General features: G+C 73.5%; 16 protein-coding genes and 2 pseudogenes. 15 read left to right on the forward strand and 3 right to left on the reverse strand.

Annotated elements, in window-relative coordinates; genetic code table 11:
- Positions 1-211: 211 nt before the first annotated feature.
- The 9 genes from ABZ621_RS02150 to ABZ621_RS02190 all read left to right on the forward strand — a co-directional run bounded on the left by ABZ621_RS02150 (position 212) and on the right by ABZ621_RS02190 (position 11,049).
- Positions 212-1,330 (forward strand): inositol-3-phosphate synthase, encoded by a 1,119-nt coding sequence (locus ABZ621_RS02150; RefSeq protein ID WP_360599719.1) that lies wholly within the window; start codon positions 212-214, stop codon positions 1,328-1,330.
- On the forward strand, positions 1,327-2,454 hold the full coding sequence (locus ABZ621_RS02155) for an SCO3242 family prenyltransferase (RefSeq protein ID WP_360599721.1): 1,128 nt from the start codon (positions 1,327-1,329) through the stop codon (positions 2,452-2,454). The genes ABZ621_RS02150 and ABZ621_RS02155 overlap by 4 nt, the downstream gene beginning before the upstream one ends.
- Positions 2,451-3,329, forward strand: a complete 879-nt coding sequence (locus tag ABZ621_RS02160) for a sugar phosphate isomerase/epimerase family protein (protein ID WP_360599723.1) — start codon at positions 2,451-2,453, stop codon at positions 3,327-3,329. Before ABZ621_RS02155 ends, ABZ621_RS02160 begins: the two co-directional genes overlap by 4 nt.
- Positions 3,323-4,024 (forward strand): EboA domain-containing protein, encoded by a 702-nt coding sequence (locus tag ABZ621_RS02165; RefSeq protein WP_360599725.1) that lies wholly within the window; start codon positions 3,323-3,325, stop codon positions 4,022-4,024. The genes ABZ621_RS02160 and ABZ621_RS02165 overlap by 7 nt, the downstream gene beginning before the upstream one ends.
- Positions 4,024-4,872 carry a TatD family hydrolase gene (locus ABZ621_RS02170; protein WP_360599727.1) on the forward strand — a complete coding sequence of 283 codons (849 nt, stop codon included), beginning with the start codon at positions 4,024-4,026 and terminating at the stop codon, positions 4,870-4,872. The genes ABZ621_RS02165 and ABZ621_RS02170 overlap by 1 nt, the downstream gene beginning before the upstream one ends.
- 10 nt (positions 4,873-4,882) lie before the next feature.
- On the forward strand, positions 4,883-6,052 hold the full coding sequence (gene eboE / locus ABZ621_RS02175) for a metabolite traffic protein EboE (protein ID WP_360599729.1): 1,170 nt from the start codon (positions 4,883-4,885) through the stop codon (positions 6,050-6,052).
- A gap of 73 nt (positions 6,053-6,125) precedes the next feature.
- Positions 6,126-7,529, forward strand: a complete 1,404-nt coding sequence (locus ABZ621_RS02180) for a nucleotide pyrophosphatase/phosphodiesterase family protein (protein WP_360599731.1) — start codon at positions 6,126-6,128, stop codon at positions 7,527-7,529.
- 149 nt (positions 7,530-7,678) lie between these two features.
- On the forward strand, positions 7,679-8,863 hold the full coding sequence (locus tag ABZ621_RS02185; RefSeq protein WP_360599733.1) for a sugar phosphate isomerase/epimerase family protein: 1,185 nt from the start codon (positions 7,679-7,681) through the stop codon (positions 8,861-8,863).
- A 41-nt stretch (positions 8,864-8,904) separates the two neighbouring features.
- Complete coding sequence (locus ABZ621_RS02190; RefSeq protein ID WP_360599735.1) at positions 8,905-11,049, forward strand: PQQ-dependent sugar dehydrogenase; 2,145 nt, start codon at positions 8,905-8,907, stop codon at positions 11,047-11,049.
- A gap of 62 nt (positions 11,050-11,111) precedes the next feature.
- Here ABZ621_RS02190 and ABZ621_RS02195 read toward each other — a convergent pair.
- Positions 11,112-11,372: pseudogene (locus tag ABZ621_RS02195) on the reverse strand (GntR family transcriptional regulator); the annotation flags it as partial.
- Here ABZ621_RS02195 and ABZ621_RS02200 point away from each other — a divergent pair.
- The 4 genes and pseudogenes from ABZ621_RS02200 to ABZ621_RS02215 all read left to right on the forward strand — a co-directional run.
- Positions 11,371-11,493: pseudogene (locus tag ABZ621_RS02200) on the forward strand (ABC transporter ATP-binding protein); the annotation flags it as partial. The pseudogenes ABZ621_RS02195 and ABZ621_RS02200 overlap by 2 nt on opposite strands.
- Positions 11,494-11,605: 112 nt before the next feature.
- On the forward strand, positions 11,606-12,643 hold the full coding sequence (locus ABZ621_RS02205; RefSeq protein ID WP_360599737.1) for an ROK family protein: 1,038 nt from the start codon (positions 11,606-11,608) through the stop codon (positions 12,641-12,643).
- 152 nt (positions 12,644-12,795) lie between these two features.
- Complete coding sequence (manA, locus tag ABZ621_RS02210; RefSeq protein ID WP_360599738.1) at positions 12,796-13,986, forward strand: mannose-6-phosphate isomerase, class I; 1,191 nt, start codon at positions 12,796-12,798, stop codon at positions 13,984-13,986.
- A gap of 358 nt (positions 13,987-14,344) precedes the next feature.
- Positions 14,345-15,652 (forward strand): cellulase family glycosylhydrolase, encoded by a 1,308-nt coding sequence (locus tag ABZ621_RS02215; RefSeq protein WP_360599740.1) that lies wholly within the window; start codon positions 14,345-14,347, stop codon positions 15,650-15,652.
- 166 nt (positions 15,653-15,818) lie between these two features.
- Here ABZ621_RS02215 and ABZ621_RS02220 read toward each other — a convergent pair whose 3' ends face one another.
- A complete protein-coding gene (locus tag ABZ621_RS02220; RefSeq protein WP_360599742.1) occupies positions 15,819-16,865 on the reverse strand; it encodes a LacI family DNA-binding transcriptional regulator in 1,047 nt (348 codons plus the stop codon).
- The gene (locus ABZ621_RS02225) at positions 16,862-19,261 is read right to left on the reverse strand and encodes a glycoside hydrolase family 2 protein (protein ID WP_360599744.1); all 2,400 of its coding nucleotides are present in this window, start codon (positions 19,259-19,261) and stop codon (positions 16,862-16,864) included. The genes ABZ621_RS02220 and ABZ621_RS02225 overlap by 4 nt, the downstream gene beginning before the upstream one ends.
- 275 nt (positions 19,262-19,536) lie before the next feature.
- Between ABZ621_RS02225 and ABZ621_RS02230 the strand changes: the two genes are divergently transcribed.
- Positions 19,537-20,862, forward strand: coding sequence for an ABC transporter substrate-binding protein (locus ABZ621_RS02230; RefSeq protein ID WP_360599746.1), 1,326 nt, complete (start codon positions 19,537-19,539; stop codon positions 20,860-20,862).
- A 120-nt stretch (positions 20,863-20,982) separates the two neighbouring features.
- Positions 20,983-21,957: a sugar ABC transporter permease gene (locus ABZ621_RS02235; protein WP_360599911.1), complete on the forward strand. Its 975-nt coding sequence runs from the start codon at positions 20,983-20,985 to the stop codon at positions 21,955-21,957.

The following is a 21,957-nucleotide window of genomic DNA, read 5'->3' on the forward strand; positions in this document are numbered from 1 at the left end:
GCCCTCACGGCACCGCCGTCCCCGGCCCGCGCCGGAACCCCTTCGGGCGGGGCCGGGTCGCCCCGCCCCGCACCGCCAGGCGTCCGGCGTCGCCCCCGCCCCCGCCGCCCGCAGCGCAGCGGCGCCGCGGCACCTCCCCCCCCGCCCCCCAGCCCCCCCAAGCCCCCAGCCTTCCACCCCACGCACTCAACGACCGGCAAGGAGGCAGCCCGTGACTGACACCCACGCACGCACCGGAGTCTGGTTCGCCGGAGCACGCGGCTCCGTGGCGACCACGGCCGTCGCAGGATGCGCCGCCGTCCGCGCCGGACTCCACCCGGCGACCGGGATGGTCACCGAGACACCCGCGTTCGCCGGCACCGGGCTGCCGCCGCTGGCGGCACTCGTCTTCGGTGGCCACGACATCGCGTCCTGCCCGCTCCCCAAGCGCGCCGAACTCCTCACCGGCGCCGGCGTGCTCCCGCACGGGCTCGCCGCCGCCGTCCACGCCGAACTCGCCGCCGCCGACGAGGAGATACGTACCGGCGGACCCCTCCCGGACGACCCCCGCACCGACGCCGAACTCATCACCGACCTCGCCGCCGACCTCGTGTCGTTCCGCGCCCGCCACGCACTGGCACGCGTGGTCGTCGTCAACGTCTCCTGCACGGAGCCGCCACCCGCGCCCGACGCCGAACGCCTGCCGCCCAGCTCCCTCTACGCCGCCGCGGCCCTGCGGGCCGGCTGCCCGTACGTCGACTTCACCCCGTCCACCGGGCTGCGCACCCCGGACCTCACGGCCGCGGCGAGCGCCGCCGGACTGCCCCACGCGGGCCGCGACGGCAAGACCGGCCAGACGCTGCTGCGGTCCGTCCTCGCCCCGATGTTCGTCCAGCGGGCCCTGGAGGTACGGGCCTGGTCCGGCACCAACCTGCTGGGCGGGGGAGACGGGGCGACGCTGGCCGACCCCGCCGCCGCGGCGGCGAAGAACGCCGGCAAGGAACGCGTCCTCACGGACACGCTCGGCCACCGGCCGGAGGGCCGGGTCCACATCGACGACGTTCCCGCACTCGGCGACTGGAAGACGGCCTGGGACCACATCGCCTTCGAGGGCTTCCTCGGATCGCGGATGATTCTCCAGACCATCTGGCAGGGCTGCGACTCCGCGCTCGCCGCGCCCCTCGTCCTCGACCTCGCCCGCCTGGTCGCCCGTGCCCACGAAGCCGGCATCTCCGGCCCGCTCCCGCAGCTGGGCTTCTACTTCAAGGACCCGGACGGCGGCCCCGCCGGCCTCGCGGAACAGTTCGCCGAGCTGCTGGCGTTCGCCGACCGGCTGCGGGAGGCGAAATGACCCGCCCCACCCACCCGAACCCCGCCGAGCGCGGCACACCCGAGCCCGGCGCCCCACGCCCCCGCGCGACCGCACGCACGGCGACGCCGCCGCCCGGCCCTGCGCCCGCGCCCGGCACCGAGTCCGGCACCGTGCCGGTAGCCGAGCCCGCGTCCGCCTCCGGCGCCGCGTCCGGGCCCCCGCAGCGACCCGGCTTCGCCCCGGGCCGCGGTCCGCTCCGGTCCTGGGCCGAACTGCTGCGTGTGTCGGCGTTGTTCAGTGTGCCCGGGGACGCGCTGGCCGGGGCCGCGGCCGTCGGGGTGCGGCCCGGCCGGGGGACCGCGTACGCGGTCGGGGCGTCGCTCTGTCTGTACGAGGCGGGCATGGCGCTCAACGACTGGGCCGACCGTGAGGAGGACGCCGTCGACCGGCCCCACCGCCCCCTGCCCTCCGGGCGGATCGCTCCGGCCGCGGCGCTGGGCGCGGCCGGTCTCCTGACCGCCGCCGGCCTCGCCCTCGCCTCCCGCGCCGGCCGGCCGGCCCTCACCGTGGCGACCGCCCTGGCCGGCACCGTATGGGCCTACGACCTCCGCCTCAAGCACACGCCGGCCGCCCCGGCCGCCATGGCCGCCGCCCGCGCCCTCGACCTCGTCCTGGGCGCCACGGCCTCGGTCACGGACCCCGCAGCGCGACGCGTCCCCGCCCCCGTGGGAGCCCGTGCCGTCCTCCGCCGGGTCGCGGCGCCCGCCGGGGCGCTCGCCGTGCACACGTACGCCGTCACCGCCGTGTCCCGGCACGAGGCGCGGGGCGGTTCGACGCGCGTCCCGCTCGGGGCCCTCGCCGCGACGTCCGCGCTCGGGGCCGGCACCGCCCTCCGGTCGCTCCGGAAGCCGTGCGGCGCCGCGGAACTCGTACCGCTGCTGCCCGCCGCCCTCTACGCCCGCACCGCCGCCGTGCCCCTGCTGCACGCCGCGCTCAACCCGTCCCCGCCCCTCACCCAGCGCGCCGTCGGCGCCGGGATCCGCGCCATGATCCCGCTCCAGGCCGCCCTCGCGGCCCGCGCCGGAGCGGTCGGCACCGGGATCGGCCTGCTGGGGCTCGCCCCCCTCGCCCGTACCCTCGCACGGAAGGTGAGCGCCACATGAGCGAGCGGCGGCGACTCCGCCTCGGATACGGCACCAACGGGCTCACCGACCTCCGTCTCGACGACGCCCTCGGGCTGCTCGCCGACCTGGGCTACGACGGCGTCGGGCTCACGCTCGACCACATGCACCTCGACCCCCTCGCGCCCGGTCTCGCCGCCCGTACCGCCCGCGTCGCCCGCCGGCTCGGCGCGCTCGGACTCACCGCGACCGTCGAGACCGGGGCACGGTACGTGCTCGACCCGCGCCGCAAACACGGACCCTCGCTGCTCGACGCCGGCCCGGAGGACCGTGCCGCCCGGATCCGCCTGCTGCGCACCGCCGTCGCGGTCGCGGCCGACCTCGGGGCGCACGCCGTGCACTGCTTCAGCGGCGTCACGCCGCCCGGCACCGACGACGCCACGGCCTGGCGGCGCCTGACGGAGGCGCTGGCGCCCGTGCTCGACGCCGCCGCCGACGCGGGCGTGCCGCTCGCGATCGAACCCGAGCCGGGACACCTCCTCGCCACGCTCGACGACTTCCACCGGCTGCGCGCCGCACTCGGCGACCCCGCGCCCCTCGGCCTCACCCTCGACATCGGCCACTGCCAGTGCCTGGAGACGGAGCCGCCCGCCACGTGCGTCCGCGCGGCGGCGCCCTGGCTGCGGCACGTGCAGATCGAGGACATGCGGCGCGGTGTGCACGAGCACCTGCCGTTCGGCGAGGGCGAGATCGACTTCCCGCCCGTCCTCGACGCCCTCGCGGCCACCGGCTACCAGGGCCTCACCGTCGTCGAACTGCCCCGCCACGCGCACGCGGGCCCGCGCCTGGCCGCGGAATCCGTCGCCTTCCTCCGTGACGCGGCCGAGGTCGCCGCGAAGGGAGCGCCGGCATGCTGACGCCACCACCGTCCTGGACCCGGGCCGGCATCGCGGCCCGGCTGCCCGACGACCACGCCCGGGCCTGGTTCGCCGAGGCCCTGGCCGACGCCGGCCGAGCGGCGGCGGCACCACGGGCACCATCGCCCCGCGACCCGGCCGCCCGTGCGGCGACGGCCCCACGGACCCCACCCGCGCCCCCACCCGCGCACTCCGCAGACCCCGCCTGGCAGCTCCGCTTCGTCACCGCCGGCCGGCACTGCGGCCAGGACGCCGCGGACGCCGTACGGGCCCTGCTGCTGATCGAGGCCCGGGCCGCCACCGAGACGCTGACCCGGCTCTACCGGCAGGGCAGCGCCGCCGAGCGCCGCGCCGTGCTCCTCGCCCTGCCCTTCCTCGTCGACGGCCCCCAGGCCGCACCCCTCGTGGACGACGCCCTGCGCACCCACGACACCCGGCTCATCGCCGCCGCCGTGGGCCCCTACGCCGCCGCCCACCTGGCCCCGCACGCCTGGCGGCACGCCGTCCTCAAGTGCCTCTTCACCGGCGTACCGCTGACCGCCGTGGCGGACCTGGCGCGGCGGGCCGCCGACGACGCGGAGCTCGCCCGCATGCTCGCCGCCCACGCCGCCGAACGCACCGCGGCGGGCCGGGAGATCCCCCGCGACCTCCGCCACGCCCTGACCCTGACCGGCGTACCGACCCAGGAGCCGTGATGCGCATCTTCGACCCCCACATCCACATGACGTCGCGCACCACCGACGACTACGAGGCGATGTACGCGGCGGGCGTCCGCGCCGTGGTCGAGCCGGCCTTCTGGCTCGGCCAGCCGCGCACCTCGCCCGCCAGCTTCCTCGACTACTTCGACGCGCTGCTCGGCTGGGAGCCGTTCCGCGCCGCCCAGTACGGCATCGCCCACCACTGCACGATCGCGCTCAACCCCAAGGAGGCCAACGACCCGCGCTGCACGCCCGTCCTCGACGAGCTGCCCCGCTACCTCGTGAAGGACTCCGTCGTCGCCGTCGGCGAGATCGGCTACGACGCGATGACCCCCGCCGAGGACACCGCGCTCGCCGCCCAGCTGCAGCTCGCCGCCGACCACGGCCTGCCCGCCCTCGTCCACACCCCGCACCGGGACAAGCTCGCCGGACTCCACCGGACCCTCGACGTCGTCCGCGAGTCCGCCCTGCCCGTGGAGCGGACCCTGCTCGACCACCTCAACGAGACGACCGTCACCGTCGCCGCGGACAGCGGCTGCTGGCTCGGCTTCTCCGTCTACCCCGACACCAAGATGGACACGGACCGCATGGTGGCCATCCTGCGCACCTTCGGCACCGAGAGGATCCTCGTCAACTCGGCCGCCGACTGGGGCAGGAGCGATCCGCTGAAGACCCGCGAGGTCGCCGACGCCATGCTCGCCGCGGGCTTCACCGAGGACGACGTCGACCGGGTCCTGTGGCGCAACCCCGTCGCCTTCTACGGACTCGGCGGCCGGCTCCGTCTCGACGTCCCCGCCCCGGAACCCCTGCACGAGGGCAACTCCGTGCTCCGCGGCGGAGAGTGAGGAGGGACCCGTGCGCTTCCGCCACCCGGACGGCACCCTCGTCCACCTCTCCTACTGCACCAACGTCCACCCCGCCGAGACCCTGGACGGCGTCCTCGCCCAGCTCCGCGACCACTGCGAGCCGGTGCGCCGGCGCCTCGGCCGCGACCGGCTCGGCATCGGCCTGTGGCTCGCCAGGGGCGCCGCCCGGGCACTCGTCGACGACCCGGTGGCGCTGCGCGGCCTCCGGACCGAGCTGGACCGCCGCGGCCTCGAAGTCGTCACCCTCAACGGCTTCCCCTACGAGGGCTTCGGCGCCGAGGCGGTCAAACACCGCGTCTACCGTCCCGACTGGACCGAGCCCGAGCGCCTCGCCCACACCACCGACCTCGCCCGCCTCCTCGCCGCCCTGCTCCCCGACGACATCACCGAGGGCAGCGTCTCCACCCTGCCGCTCGCCTGGCGCACCGCCTTCGACGAGCACGCCGCCGCCACCGCCCGAGCCGCCCTCACCACCCTCACGGAACGGCTCGACGCGCTGGAGGAGCTGACCGGCAAGTCCGTCCGGCTCGCCCTCGAACCCGAACCGGGCTGCGCGGTGGAGACCACCGCCGACGCCATCGCACCGCTCACCGGCCTGCCCGGCGACCGCGTCGGCGTCTGCGTCGACACCTGCCACCTCGCGACCTCCTTCGAGGACCCGGCCACGGCACTCGCCGCCCTCGACGCCGCCGGCATCGGCGTCCCCAAGGCCCAGCTCTCCACCGCCCTGCACGCCGAACACCCCCACCGGCCCGACGTGCGCGCCGCCCTCGCCGCCTACGCCGAACCGCGCTTCCTGCACCAGACCCGCACGGTCACCGCCACGGGACTCCACGGCACCGACGACCTGCCCGAAGCGCTCGCGGGGGACACCCTGCCCGACACGGCCCCCTGGCGCGCCCACTTCCACGTCCCCCTGCACGCCCCGCCCGCCCCGCCGCTCACCTCCACGCTCCCCGTCCTCCAGGACGCCCTCACCCACCTGGTCGGCGGCGCCCGCCCCCGCACCCGCCACCTGGAGGTCGAGACGTACACCTGGCAGGCGCTCCCGCCCGGTGCGCGGCCCCGGACCCGTGGCCGTCTCGCCGACGGCATCGCCGCCGAACTCACCCTCGCCCGCGACCTGCTGACCGACCTCGGCCTGAAGGAGATCCCGTAAGGAAATCCGTAAGGATCCGTAAGGACCTCCCGTGAAGGACCTCCTGCGAAGGACCTCCCGTGAAGGAACTCCCGTGACCGAAGCGAAGCCCCCGGCCGACGGTCGCCCCACCCCCCTCCTCGTCCTCGACGTCGTCGGCCTCACCCCCCGGCTCCTCGACCACATGCCCCGCCTCCGCGCCCTCGCCGACTCCGGCTCGCGCGCGCCCCTGTCCACCGTGCTGCCCGCCGTCACCTGCGCCGCCCAGTCCACCTTCCTCACCGGCACCCTCCCCGCCGAGCACGGCATCGTCGGCAACGGCTGGTACTTCCGCGAACTCGGCGACGTCCTGCTGTGGCGCCAGCACAACGGCCTGGTCGCCGGCGACAAGATCTGGGACGCCGCCCGCCGCGCCCACCCCGGCTACACCGTCGCCAACATCTGCTGGTGGTACGCGATGGGCGCCGACACCGACATCACCGTCACGCCCCGCCCGGTCTACTACGCCGACGGACGCAAGGAACCCGACTGCTACACCCGCCCGCCGGACCTCCACGACGAACTCACCGAACGCTTCGGGACGTTCCCCCTCTTCCACTTCTGGGGACCGGGCGCCTCCCTCGCCTCCAGCCGGTGGATCGCGGACGCCACCCGCCACATCATGCGCACCCGCCGCCCCGACCTGACGCTCTGTTACCTCCCGCATCTCGACTACGACCTCCAGCGGTACGGCCCCGACGACCCCCGTTCGCGCCGCGCGGCCACCGAACTCGACGCCGTCATCGGCCCGTTGCTCGACGACGCCCGCGCCGAGGGCCGTACGGTCGTCGCCCTGTCCGAGTACGGCATCACCCGCGTCAGCCGCCCCGTCGACATCAACCGCGCCCTGCGACGCGCCGGGCTCCTCGACGTCCACACCCAGGACGGCATGGAGTACCTCGATCCGATGGCCTCCCGGGCCTTCGCCGTCGCCGACCACCAGCTCGCCCACGTCTACGTCCGCCGTCCCGAGGACCTCGCGGCCACCCGCGCCGCCCTCCAGGACCTGCCCGGCGTCGAGCGGCTCCTCGACGACGAGGGAAAGAAGGCACATGGCCTGGACCACCCCCGCTCCGGCGAGCTGGTCGCCGTCGCCGAACCCGACGCCTGGTTCACGTACTACTACTGGCTGGACGACGCGCGCGCCCCCGACTTCGCGCGCCTCGTCGAGATCCACCGCAAGCCCGGCTACGACCCGGCCGAACTCTTCATGGATCCCCGGGACCCCTACGTACGGCTCAAGGCCGCGGCAGCCCTGGCCCGCAAGAAGGCCGGTCTGCGCTACCGCGTGGCGGTCGTGCCCCTGGACCCGTCACCCGTCCGAGGCAGCCACGGCCGCCTGCCCGCGAGCGACGCGGACGGCCCGCTCATCCTCTGCTCCGCCCCGGGCGCCCTGCCCGGCCGCACCGCGGCCACCGAGGTGAAGCCGCTCCTCCTGCGGCTCGCCGGACTCACCTGATCCGGCGCACCCCTTCCCGTACCGGCGCTTCCTCCCGTACCGCCGATCCCCGTACCGCCCCACCCGGCACCGCCGCGCCCTCCGCCGGGCCGCGCCGTACCCCCGTACCCCCGTACCCCCGTCACCACGAAAGCGAGAACACCGTGACCGTGTCGCCCGAAGAGACCACGAGCGAAGCGACCACCCCCGAAGCGGCCACCGCCGGCGACGCGCTGCGCCGTACGCTCGGGGTCAGCCGACGCCGCTTCCTCAGCACCTGCACGGCCACCGCGGCCGTGGCCGTCGCCGCGCCCGTCTTCGGCTCCTCGCCGGCCCTGGCGCAGGCCGAGCCGCAGCAGACCGGGGACCGCGGCCGCTCCGCCCTCGTCCCCCCGGACAAGCGCGGACTGATCCTCTACACCGTCCGGGACGCGGTCTCCCGCGACCCGCTCGCCTCCGACCTGCCGTCCGGCTTCCGCGAGGTGTTCCGGCAGCTGGCCAGGTACGGCTACCGGCAGGTGGAGTTCGCCGGGTACCGCCAGCACGCCAACGCCCCCGGCGGCGCGGACCTCGGCACCGTCGAGGGCGCCCGGCTCATGCGCTCCTGGCTCGACGAGTACGGGCTGCGCGCCCAGGGCAGCCACGGCTTCATCCCGGGCTCCTGGCCGCTCACCCCCGCCGACCTGGACGCGTTCCGGCAGGCCCTGGAGATCGCGAACATCCTCGGCATGGAGCACATGGGCACCGGCGGCGACCCCACCGGCAGCCCCTACCGCGCCGACTGGGACGTCGCCGCCGAGAAGTGGAACACCCTGGGCGCCCTCGCGGCCCGGGAAGGAATCAAGCTCTACACCCACAACCACGACAGCGCCTACGACTTCCTCCTCGACGGCGGTCCGCTCGACGCCCAGGGCCGGCCGACCCGCAGCTCCGGCATCCGGAAGCTGGAGTACTTCCTCCGGGTCAGCGACCCCAGAAGCGTCTACCTGGAGCTGGACGTCTTCTGGGCCCACGTGGCCCGGTACAAGTTCCACACCTACACCGCCCACGACGGCTCCCGGCACGAGCAGATCTTCGACCCGGCGGGCCTGGTGGCCCGCCACACGCCCCGCTTCCCGCTCTTCCACGCCAAGGACGGTGTGATCAACCCGCAGAGCGGCATGGGCTACGACATGGTGCCGTTCGGCACCGGCGCCATCGACTACCGGGGGTTCTTCACCCGGGTCGGGGCGAAGAACCGCCACCACCCGATGGTCGAGCAGGACACCGCGCCGAGCGCCTCCGTCCCCGGCCAGTCGCTGGAGTACGCCCGCATCGGCTACGACAACCTCGCCGCCCTCCGCGCCCGCCGATGACCACGACGCACCGCCCCGAACCAGTAGCGAAGGAGTTCCGCGTGCGCAACAGACGGATCGTCACCCTCCTGGGCACGGCGGCGCTGGCCGGCGCCATCGGGCTGCTGCCCCTGACCCCGGTCCAGGCCACCACCGCATCCGACGAGACCCCGTCCGCCGCATCCGCATCCGCATCCGCGGCCTCGGCCTTCCAGAAGGTCACCCTCAACGACCGGCCGGGCGAGCCCATGGCCCTCGCCGTCCTGCCCGACCTGCGCGTCCTGCACACCGCGCGCACCGGCGAGATCCGCATCCACGACCCCGAGAGCGGCGTGAACTTCCTCGCCGCCGACATGAAGAAGAGCCCCGCCGGGCTCTACCAGCACGACGAGGAAGGCGTCCAGGGCATCGCCGTCGACCCCGACTTCGCCAGGAACCACTGGGTCTACCTCTACTACTCGCCCCGCCTCACCACCCCCATGGACGACCCGTCCACCCCGGGCGTCAACGAGGGCGACGCCCCGCAGACCGGCACGCCCGCGGACTTCGCCCCGTACAAGGGCTACACCCGGCTCTCCCGGTTCAAGCTCACCGGCAACAAGCTGGACTACGCCTCCGAGCAGAAGATCATCGACATCCCCGCCGACCGCGGCCTCTGCTGCCACGTCGGCGGCAAGATCGACTTCGACCACCGGGGCAACCTGTTCCTCTCGACCGGCGACGACTCCAACCCCTTCTCCTCGGACGGCTACGCCCCGATCGACGACCGCCCCGACCGCAACCCGGCCTACGACGCCCGCCGCACCTCCGGCAACACCGACGACCTGCGCGGCAAGGTGCTCCGCATCAAGGTCAAGCGCCACGGCGGCTACGTGATCCCCGACGGCAACCTCTTCGCGCCCGGCACCCCGAAGACCCGCCCCGAGATCTACGCCATGGGCCTGCGCAACCCCTTCCGCTTCGGGGTCGACAAGCGGACCGGCGAGGTCTACGTCGGCGACTACTCGCCCGACGCCCGCACCGCCCGCCCGGACCGGGGCCCCGCCGGGCAGGGCCGCTGGATGGTCATCGACCGCCCCGCCAACTACGGCTGGCCGTTCTGCGTCACCCGTGACCAGCCTTACCAGGACTACGACTTCGCCACCCAGAAGTCCGCCGGCGCCTTCGACTGCGCCGCCCCGGTCAACGACTCGCGCCACAACACCGGCCTGACCGAACTGCCGCCGGTCACGGACGCCGAGATCGTCTACGGCTACGACGCCTCCGCGACGTTCCCGCAGCTCGGCACGGGCGGCATCGGCCCCATGGGCGGCCCGGCGTACCGCTACGACAAGCGCAACACCGCCGAGAACCGCTGGCCCGCCTCCCTCGCCGGCAAGCCGCTCTTCTACGAGTGGACCCGCGACCAGATGAAGGCACTCACCCTCGGCAAGCGCAACGAGGTCCTCGCGATCGAGGACGCCGTGCCCGGCATCCGCACGGACGGACCGATCGACGCCGAGTTCGGCCCCGACGGCGCGCTCTACGTCCTGGAGTACGGCACCGGCTACTTCGCGGAACTGCCCGAGGCGCAGCTCGCCCGCATCGACTACGTCCGGGGCAACCGCACGCCCGAGCCCAAGGCCACCGCGGACGTCGTCAACGGAGTCAACCCGCTGACGGTCCGCTTCTCCGCCGCCGGCACGCAGGACGCCGACGGGGACGCGCTCCGCTACGCCTGGGACTTCGACGCGAACGGCACCGTGGACTCCACCGAACCCGACCCCACGCACACCTTCACCACGAACGGCGTCTTCGAAGCCACCCTGAAGGTCACCGACGGCACCGGCCGGTCGGCCTCCACCGCCGTCCAGGTCGTCGTCGGCAACAAGGCACCGCTCGTCTCCCTCACCACCGACCCCGCTCCGCACGGCGGCACCGCGTTCCACTGGGGCGACACCGTCACCTGGAAGGTCGACATCACCGACGACCAGCCCGTCGACTGCTCCAGGGTCACCGTCTCCTTCATCCTCGGCCACGACTCCCACGGCCACCCCCTGTCGACCAGCACCGGCTGCGCGGGCTCCTTCCGCACCTTCGTGGACGGCGGCCACGCCGGCTCGGACAACCTGAAGGCCGTCTTCAACGCCTCCTACAAGGACACCCCTCCGGCCGGCCTCCCCTCCCTCTCGGGCAGCGCGGAGGTGGCCCTGACCCCGGCGGACTGACACGCGCCACGTCCGCACCGGGCCCTCGGGCCGGCGCCTGCGCCGGCCCGAGGGCCCTTGCGCCGGTCCCGTGTCGGTGACGCCTCCGGCTCGACGGCGATGACGAACACGCCGGAGCCCTGGCGGACCTGCACGAGTCCGGCTCCGGCCGGCGCGCGCAGGGCCTCCCGGACCGTGGAGCGGCCGACGCCGAGCGTCTTGGCCCGGGCGGTCTCGGCGGGCCGTCCGGTGCCGACCGGCCAGTGGCCACCTGTGATCCGGTCGCGCAGGTCCTGTGTGGCCTGTTCCACCAGGGGGCTGGGCGGAGGCGCCGAGTGCCACATCGACCGCTTGGACGCCCTCGGCCGGACCCGTCCCGAGCCGGCCCCGGCGCTGGTCACCCACCACCTGGAAGAGCTTCCGCCCGGGACGACGCACGCGATGCTGCTGCGCGACGGCCGGTGCGGGCCGCCTGGACATGTGACTTAACCGGATCCGCTTCTCTCTAGACAACGTTGTCATAGCTCGGCAGAGTGGTGCCCTGCACGGTTGCGACAGTTCTGGAGAGGTTGGGCGGATGGTGTACGGAGCGCTGGACATCGGTGGCACGAAGATCGCCGGGGCGCTGATCGACGCCGAGGGGCGTGTCGTGGTGAGGGCGCAGCGGCCGACGCCCGCGCGCGAGTCCGCCCGGGCGATGATGGCGGCGGTGTCGTCGGTCGTGGACGAGCTCGCGGCCCACCCCGAGTGGGGCGCGCTGTCGTGCCTGGGGATCGGGAGCGCCGGGCCCGTGGACACCTTCGCCGGGACGGTGAGCCCGGTGAACATCCCGGCCTGGCGTTCCTTCCCCCTGGTGGAGCGGGTACGGAACCATCCCGCCGTGCCCGCCGGCATCGAGCCCGTGCTGGTCGGCGACGCGGTCGCGATGGCGGCGGCGGAACACTGGCTCGGCGCGGCGAAGGACGCGGCGAACGCCCTGTGCATGGTCGTCTCGACCGGGGTCGGCGGCGGCCTGGTCCTGGGCGGTTCCCTCCACGCCGGCACGACGGGGAACGCCGGGCACATCGGGCACATCACCGTCGACCAGAACGGCCCGGCCTGCCCCTGCGGCGCCCGGGGATGCGTCGAGCGCTACGCCAGCGGCACGGCGATCGCCGCCCACGCGCTGGAAGCGGGCTGGACGCCCCCGCCCGGCCTTCCCGCCACCGCCCGCGAGGTCGAACTCTCGGCCCGCGCGGGCGACCCGAGGGCGCTCGCCGCCTTCGACCGGGCCGGCCGCGCCCTGGCCGCCGCCATCGCGGCCACCGCCGCGCTCGTCGAACTCGACCTGGTCGTCGTCGGGGGCGGGGTCTCGCAGGCGGGCGACGTGCTGTTCGCGCCCCTGCGGCATCACCTCACGTCGTTCGCCGTCCTCGACTTCACGCGAGGCCTCCCGGTCGTGCCCGCCGGGCTGGCCCTCGACGCCGGGCTGATCGGCGCGGCGGCCGCCGGCGTCGCGGCCTCCGGATCGTCCCGCGCAGGCACAGGCGCAGGCTCGGGCGCGGGGGCGGGCTCGGGCTTGGGCTCGGGCGCGGGCTCGGGCTTGGGCGCGACCGGCCGCCTGACGGCCAACTGACGACCGGGCTCCCCCTGAGGGCTGACCCGACCTTCACCGGATACGGCCAGGGCCCTCCCGCGCTGCCCGCGAATCCGAGCACCGGCCGCCCCTCAAGGCGAGGCGCCCTGCCCCGACCTCACCCGTACGCACTCGCACTCCAGGAAATGGCCATGGATCTCCTCCTCAACACCGTCCAGCCCTACGACTGGGGCTCCCGCACCCTGCTGCCGGAGCTCATGGGGCTGCCGCCCACCGGTGCCCCCCAGGCCGAGCTCTGGATGGGCGCCCATCCGGCGGCGCCTTCCCTGGTGTCCCGGGGGGACGCGCCGGTCCCGCTGGACCGGGTCGTCTCCGGGGATCCGGAGGGTGAGCTCGGGGCGGTCACCGTGCGCCGGTTCGGGCCCCGGCTCCCGTTCCTGCTCAAGCTCCTGGCCGCAGAAGCCCCGCTCTCCGTGCAGGTGCACCCGGACCTCGCCCAGGCCCAGGCCGGATTCGCGCGGGAGAACGCGCTCGGCGTGCCCCTGGACGCACCCCACCGCACCTACCGCGACGACCAGCACAAGCCCGAGATGATCGTCGCCCTCACCCCCTTCCAGGGGCTGTGCGGCTTCCGGAACCCGGCGGACACCGCCGGCCTGCTCGACTCCCTGAAGGTGCCCGCGCTGCGGCCGTACGCCGAGACCCTGAGGCTCGTTCCCGAGCGGCAGGCGCTCGCGGAGGTGTTCCGGGCCTTCCTCCGGCCGCCCGCCGGTCTGCTCGACGCCGTCGCCCGAGGAGTCGCCGCCGCGGCGGCCGGGGCGGGGGAGGCCCGCATCGCCGCCTACGACCGCGTCGCACGGGCGCATCCAGGTGACCCCGGACTCCTGTCGGCCCTGATGCTCCGCTACGTCGAACTGGCCCCCGGCGAGGCGCTGTTCCTCGGCGCGGGAGTCCCGCACGCGTATCTCTCCGGGCTCGGCGTGGAGATCATGGCGAGCTCCGACAACGTCCTGCGGTGCGGTCTGACCTCGAAGCACGTCGACGCGGACGAACTGGTCCGGGTGGTGCGCTTCGACGCGCCCCCGGCCCGCGTCCTGACCCCTCGGGAGGAGGGGGCGGAGGAGGTCTACCCGGCGCCGGTGGACGACTTCCGCCTGTCGCGGTACCTCCTGCGCGCCGGTGAACCGCGGCGGCGCGTGACGCTGGACGCCCCGCAGATCCTCCTCTGCGCCGGCGGGACCGCGACCGTCTCCTCGGCGGGGGAGCGCCTCGGCATCGGCCCCGGGCGGGCCGTGTACGTGCCCGCGGGCGCCGAGGCGGGACTGGAAGGCGCCGGCGCGGTCTTCCGCGCCACGACGGGCACCGCCGAACTCCTCGGGTGAATGGTGGGCGCCAACAAAACCGGCACCTAAACTTAACCGGTTATGTTGCGGCTATTGTTATCGGCCATCACGGCCTCTAGCCTCAACTCGGCCGCCAGGAATCGGCAGGACGAATCGCTGATCCACGAAAGCGACGACCCGAACCGAATCCGCGGTCGATCCCCACTGCCCGGAACCGAGCCGCAGCACCATCCGGGCAGTGGGGCCCGGCGGCGACCCGCCCACCACCCGGCGACCCGCCCACCACCCGTGGGCCCGCCCGGGGCGACCGGCCCCGATCCGCCGCCGTCTCACTCCATGTCAGGCACCACCGCGCCCACGCTTCTCCCGAGGGCGCGGCCCGAGTTGGGAGCACCACATGAACAGGACACGGGTCCTCTCGGCGGCGACGCTGCTCGCCCTCGCCGCCACGATCACCTCGGTCCCCGTCACCGCCCAGGCCGCCGAGCGGTCCGACGGCTTCCGTGTCGTGGACGGACGGCTCGTCGACGCCACCGGCGAGGACATCGTCCTGCGCGGCGTCAACCACGCCCACACCTGGTACACCGACCGCACCGGCCGGTCCCTCGCCGACATCAAGGCTCTGGGTGCCAACTCCGTGCGGGTGGTCCTCTCCACCGGCACCCGCTGGACCAGGAACGACGCCGCCGACGTCACTGCGGTCGTCGCGCAGTGCAAGGCCAACCGCCTCGTCTGCGTCCTGGAGGCCCACGACACCACCGGATACGGAGAGCAGAGCGGCGCGGCCTCGCTCTCCGAGGCCGTCGACTACTGGCTGGAGGTGGCGAGCGCCCTCAAGGGCCAGGAGAAGTACGTCATCGTCAACCTCGGCAACGAGCCCCACGGCAACGCCGGTTACGCCGCCTGGACGCAGGACACCAAGGACGCCATCGGCCGCCTGCGCGCGGCCGGCTTCGACCACACGCTGATGGCCGACGCGCCCAACTGGGGGCAGGACTGGTCGCACACCATGCGCGACAACGCCCCCGCCGTCTTCGCCTCCGACCCCGACCGCAACACCGTCTTCTCGATCCACATGTACGGCGTGTACGACACCGCCGCCGAGGTCGAGGACTACCTCGGCAGCTTCGTCGACCGCGGTCTTCCGATCGTGGTCGGCGAGTTCGGCCACGACCACTCCGACGGGAACCCCGACGAGGACGCCATCATGGCCACCGCCCGACGGCTGGACCTCGGCTATCTGGGCTGGTCCTGGAGCGGCAACGGCGGCGGCGTCGAATACCTCGACCTCGCCACCGGCTTCGACGCCGAGCGGCTCACCCCCTGGGGCGAGCGCCTCTTCCACGGCCCCGACGGCATCCGGCAGACCTCGAAGGAGGCCGGCGTCTACCGGCGCGGCTGCTCCGTCGCCTACCGCCTCGACGACTGGGGCACCGGCTTCAACGCCGACGTCACCGTCCGCAACACCGGCGAACAGCCCCTCAAGGGCTGGAAGCTCGACTTCGACCTCCCGGAGAGCGCCACGGTGAACTCCGCCTGGAACGCGTCCGTCACCCGGACCGGCCGGCAGGTGCGTGCCACCAGCGAGTCCTGGACCGCGTCCGTCCCGGCCGGTGAGGCCGTGAGCTTCGGCGTCAACGTCGCGGGCCCCGGCGCCGTGCCCGCCTCCTTCAGCCTCGACGGCGTCCCCTGCGCCAAGAGCTGACCCCGTACCGCACCCGCCGCACCGGGTGCGAGAGGAGCGGGCTCCGCCGGCACGTCCCTGCCGCGGAGCCCGCTCCTCGTCCGTTTCCGCCGTCCCCACGGGGACGACGCACGGCGTCGAGGGGCCGCCTCCCCGGAGAGGCGGCCCCTCGACGCCGTGTCCCGGCCTACGTACGCCGCGGCGGTCCCGTCGACCCGCGAGGCGTCAGGGACGGCGTGGGCACCTGATAGGCGCCCGTGTGGGTCCCCTCGATGACCCCGAACAGGGTGCGGGCGACCTGTTCGCCGAACTGGTGCACGTCGTGGCTCATCGCCGACAGCGGCGGATGCGTCAGACGGCACAACTGCGAGTCGTCCCAGGCCAGCAGGGAGAGGTCGTCGGGGACCGCGAGCCCCATCTCGGCCGCCACCGCCGCCCCGGCGACGGCCATGATGTCGTTGTCGTACACGATCGCCGTCGGCCGCTCCGGGGACATCAGGAGACCGCGGGTGGCCCGGGCCCCCTCCTCTCCCACGAAGCCGGTCGCCACCTGGCGCCCGCCGCCCAGCCCCAGCTCCGCCATGGTCGCCTCGAAGGCGGCGGCGCGGATGCCGCTGTGGCCGAGGCCGGTGGGGCCGCCGACCCGGGCGATGCGCCGGTGTCCGAGCGCGGCCAGGTACCGTACCGCCTCCGCCGCCGCCGAGGCGTCGTCCGTCCACACCGAAGGGAACCCGCCGGTCAGCGACGGGTGCCCGACGGCCACCACGGGCATGCCGAGGGCCCGCAGGGGCGGGATCCGCGGGTCGTCCCGGTGGAAGTCGACCAGGATCGCCCCGCCGACCGTCCGGCTGCGCCACCACTCCTGGTAGAGGGAGCTCTCCTCCTCCAGGTCGCGGACGAGCCGGAGGAGGAGGGAGCAGGAACGCTCGGCGAGGACGTCCTCGATGCCGGAGATGAACTCCATGTAGAAGGGTTCGAGGCCGAGGAGCCGGGCCGGCCGGCAGACCGCCAGGCCGACGATGCCCGCCCGCCGGCCGGAGAGGTTGCGCGCGGTCTGGTTCGGGCTCCAGCCGAGCTCCCGGGCCGCGGCGAAGATCCGCTCGCGGGTCGTCGGGGACACCCCGGGACGGTTGTTGAAGGCGATGGACACCGCGCCTTTGGACACCCCGGCCAGCGCGGCCACGTCGTTGATCGTGACCCGCCGGCCGGGGATGCGAGAGGCTGGGGCGCTCACGCCGCTCCCACGCTGAACAGGGCCGCCCGCACGGCCCGCGGGTCGTCGCCCGCCCAGCCGCGCACCGTGATCCGGACCTCCTCGCCCGGCAGGAGGGTGACCAGTCCCCGGTCGGCGCTCGCCGCCGGGGCCAGTCGGTCCGCCTGGAGCAGGAGGTCCCGCACCAGGGTGCGGGCGGTGACGGTCACGACCGCGTCGCCGTCCCCGGCGGGCTCGACCAGGACGTCGTACAGCGGCTCCGGGTAGGCGAACTCCTTCTCGTACACGGGAAGGTGGACCGCGCGCAGGCCGTCCGCGTCGGCGACGAGGAGTTCCTTGCCGGAGTCGGCCGCCGGCAGCAGCGAGGACGGGACGACCATCCGCAGCACCGTCCGCGCGGCGGCCTCCAGGTCGAGCGAGGCCTCCTTCAGCACGGTGCCGTCGGCGGCGACGCGGCGCAGGGTGACGGGCGTGCGCCAGGTGGTGCCGGACTGGTTGTCGAGGGCGAGCACGGGTCCCCCGTCGGCGGGCACCAGGCTGAGGAGCCGGTCGGCGTAGACCCGGCGCAGCTCGTGGTAGAGGGGCTTGAGGTGCCCGTCGCCGTCGATCGCGGCCCAACTGCTGACCGGCCAGCAGTCGTTGAGCTGCCACACGACCGTGCCCGCGCAGACCGGCCAGTGGGAGCGCCAGTGCTCGATGCCGGCCGCCACCGCGCGGGCCTGGACGACCTGGGCGAGGTAGTGCCAGCGGTCGAAGTCGCCGTCGGGCAGGCCGAAGTGGCGCTCGATGCCCCGGTTCAGCTTGCCGTTGCCGTCCTCGGCCTTCTGGTGGTGCAGCATCCCGGGGGAGTCGGGGGCGAGGTCCTCGCCGGGCAGAGCGCGCCGCAGGGTGCTGATCGCGGGCGGCGCCTGCCAGCCGAACTCGGCGCAGAACCGGGGCACGTCGGCGCGGTACTCGGCGTAGTCCTGGCGGTTCCAGACCTCCCACGAGTGGTGGGTGCCGTGGCGGGGGTCGTTGGGGTGGTGGTCCCAGGAACCGGACCAGGGGCTGCCGGCGGTGTAGGGGCGGGTCGGGTCGAGTTCGGCGACGATCCGGGGCAGGATCCCGAGGTAGTAGCCCTCGCCCCAGGAGTCGCCGGCGAGCGGCTCCTCCCAGTCCCAGTCGCGGAAGCCCCACAGGTTCTCGTTGTTGCCGTTCCACAGCACGAGACTGGGGTGCGGCATCAGTCGGACAACGTTGTCGCGCGCCTCCGCCTCCACCTCTCCGCGCAGCGGCTGCTCCTCGGGGTAGGCGGCGCAGGCGAAGAGGAAGTCCTGCCAGACCATCAGGCCCAGTTCGTCGCAGACGTCGTAGAAGGCGTCGTCCTCGTAGATGCCGCCGCCCCAGATGCGGACGAGGTCGATGTTGGCCTCGGCGGCCTGGGTGAGGCGGGTGCGGTAGCGCTCGGGCGTGACCCGGGAGGGCAGCACGTCGTCGGGGATCCAGTTGACCCCGCGGGCGAAGATCCGCGTGCCGTTGACGACGAAGGTGAAGCCGGTGCCGCGCTCGTCCGCCGAGCGGTCGACGGTCACCGTGCGGAAGCCGATCCGCCGCGACCAGGAGTCGAGCGGCGTGCCGTCGGTGTCCAGGAGCTCGACGTCGAGGCCGTACAGCGGCTGGGAGCCGTAGCCGCGCGGCCACCACAGCTCCGGCTCGGGCACCTCCAGGCCGAGCACCGCCTCCGCCCCGTCGAAGGAGGTCTCGGCGACGACCCCGGCGACCGTGGCCCGCAGGGTGAGCGGGCGGCCGGCCCCGCTCTCGGTGCGCGCGGTCCCGGCCCGCAGCTCGACGCGGCCGGTCGTGCCGTCCACGGTGACCAGCGGGCGGACCTCGGCGAGCCGCGCGGTCGACCAGTGCTCCAGGCGCACCGGCCGCCACATGCCGGCGGTCACGACGGTCGGCCCCCAGTCCCAGCCGAAGGAGCAGGCCATCTTGCGGATGTACTGGAACGGTTCGGGGTAGACGTTGGGCCGGTCGCCGGTGAGGGAGCGGACCCGCTCGGCCTCGTCGTACGCCGAGTCGAAGCGGACCTCCAGCGGCCCCGACCGTCCCGTGACGTCGAAGCGGTGGACGCGGTGCATGTTCCGGGTCGAGCCGAGGGACGCGCCGCCGAGCAGGACCTCCGCGGCGGTGTCGAGGCCGTCGAAGACCAGTTCGCGCCGCTCGTGGCGGCCGTCGTCGGCGGCGAGGTCCGTCACGTACGACCACGCGCGGCGGCCGACCCAGGCGATCTCCGTCTCGTTCGGGCCGAGGAACGGGTCCGGTATCACGCCGGCGGCAAGCAGGTCGGTGTGGACACAACCGGGCACCTGCGCAGGGAGCGCTGCGTCCTCGTGGCGCAGGCTCCACCCGTCGTGCAGCGGGGTGACGTCCTTCATGGTGTGCGGCTCCAATCGCCTGGCAGTGGGCGGGATGCGGGTACGGGCCGACAAGCTAGCCGTACATTTACTTAACTGTCCATGAACCGGTGAAGCATAGCCAGCACGGTGCGTGGCGCAGGGGACACGCGACTTCATCGACCCTTGCCGATCGGGCGGCCCGGGTAACGATTAGGCATCACGCTGGAAATCAGCACTTTACCGGTTCACGACTGGCTGACATAGTGCCGTCATCCCACCGATGACCTGAGCCGTGACTTTGAAGGAGTTGGGCCATGGGGAACAAGAAGACGACCGCGCTCTCGGGCGCTGTGCTGGCCGCTGTGATGCTCGCGCTGTCGGCGTGCGGCGGCGGAGGCGGCGGCGCCACCGGCGAGGTGGCCGCGCCGCCGTCGGACCCGAAGGAGGTCTCCGGCGAGATCAAGGTCCTGACCCAGCGGACCGACCTGGTCCAGAGTGGGGCGCTGCAGAAGTACGCGGCCGAGTTCAACAAGGTCTACCCGAAGGTGAAGGTCACGTTCGACGGCATCACCGACTACGAGGGGGAGGTGAAGATCCGCATGAACACCAAGGAGTACGGTGACGTGCTCTTCATCCCCGGCGCGGTGGCCAAGAACGACTACCCCACGTTCTTCGCCCCCCTCGGCACGGCCGAGGAGCTGTCGAAGTACCGCTTCGCCGACAAGACCGAGGTGGACGGCAAGGTCTACGGCATCGCCCAGTTCGGCACCGCCAACGGCTTCGTCTACAACAAGAAGCTGTGGGAGCGGGCGGGCGTCACCGCCTGGCCGAAGACCCCGGACGAGTTCCTGGCCGGCCTGAAGGCGATCAAGGACAAGACGGGCGCCACCCCGTACTACACCAACTTCAAGGACGGCTGGCCGCTGGTCCAGTGGACCAACAACCTCGGCGTCGCGGGCTGTGACGCCCAGGCCGGCAACGCCCTCGCCGGACCGGTTTCGCCCTGGAAGGCCGGCGGCGAGCTGAACACCACCGACGGCCTGCTGTTCGACATCGTGAAGGAGGGGCTGTCGGAGAAGGATCCGACGACCACCAACTGGGAGACCTCCAAGGCGCTCCTCGGCGAGGGGAAGATCGCCACGATGATGCTCGGCTCCTGGTCGATCACGCAGATGCAGGACGCGGCCAAGAAGGCGGGCGGCTCCGCCGAGGACATCGGCTTCATGCCCTTCCCCGTGCAGAAGGGCGGCAAGCACTGCGCGGCCCTGGTCTCCGACTACCAGCAGGCCGTGAGCGTCCACTCGCACAACAAGCCGGCCGCCCGCGCCTGGGTGGACTGGTTCACCGAGAAGTCCGGCTTCGCGGAGAAGGAGGGCGTGGTCTCCGCGGTCAAGTCGGCCCCGATGCCCGCCACCCTCAAGGACTTCGTTGACAACGATGTCACGTTCTTCGACCGGTCCGAGGCGAAGACCGCGCTCGTCAACGACATCGACGAGGCGGCCGAGATCGGCCTCAACAAGCAGGAATACCGCCAGAAGCTGATCGACACGGCCCGTGGCGCCGCGAAGGGCAGCATCGAGGACTTCTTCGCCGACCTGAACAAGAGGTGGGACGAGGCGGCGAAGACCGTCGGTAGCTGATACCGGCGGAGCGGGCCCCGGCCGTACGACACCGGCCGGGGCCCCCTGGACCTTCCGCAGCAGCGGACACGAAAGGCCGACATGACCCAGACCACCGACACCGCACCAGAGGGCGCCGCCATGACAGGGCGATCCAGCACCGACACAGGCAAGGCCGACACGAGGGGGAGCCGGCGCGACCGGGAGGGCCGCAGCCGTCCCGCCGCCGGACGGACGAGATCCTGGCGGGACTCGCCGCTACGGCGCATCACGCCCTGGCTGTTCCTGGCGGCTCCGCTGGCGTTGCTGATCACGTTCACGTACGTCCCCGTCGCGAGCATGATCTCGTACAGCTTCACCGACTGGGACGGGGTGAGCCCGGACCGGGAGAACGTGGGGTTCGACAACTACGTCCGGATCTTCACACGGCCCGAACTCTTCCGGGTGTTCTTCGTCAGCGGCTACTACCTCGCGGCGTCCGTGGTCCAGATCGTGGTCGCGCTGTACTTCGCGGTGATCCTCAGCTTCAACCTGCGGTTCCGGAACTTCTTCAAGGGGATCCTCTTCTTCCCCTACCTGATCAACGGCGTCGCCATCGGCTTCGTCTTCCTGTACTTCTTCCAGGACGGCGGCACCCTCGACTCCGTGCTGGCCTGGCTCGGCGTGACCACCGACCATCCCTGGCTCGGCGACCCGACCTCCGCGAACGTCTCCCTCGCCGGCGTCTCCGTCTGGCGCTTCACCGGACTGAACTTCGTCCTCTTCCTCGGCGCCATCCAGTCCATCCCGGGCGAGCTGTACGAGGCGGCGGAGCTGGACGGGGCCGGGAAGTGGCAGCAGTTCCGGCACATCATCGCCCCCAGCATCAAGCCGGTGATCAGCCTCAGCGCGATCCTGGCCATCTCCGGGTCGCTGTCGGTCTTCGAGATCCCGTACATCATGACCGGCGGCGCGACCGGCACCCAGACCTTCGTGATCCAGACGGTCAAGCTCGCGTTCCAGTTCAACAAGACCGGCCTGGCCTCGGCCGCGGCCGTGGTGCTGCTCCTGATCATCCTGCTGGTCACCTGGATCCAGCGCCGGCTCGTGCCCGACGACAAGGTGGACCTCGTATGA

Source organism: Streptomyces sp. NPDC007863, assembly GCF_040633895.1.
Classification (GTDB): Bacteria; Actinomycetota; Actinomycetes; order Streptomycetales; family Streptomycetaceae; genus Streptomyces.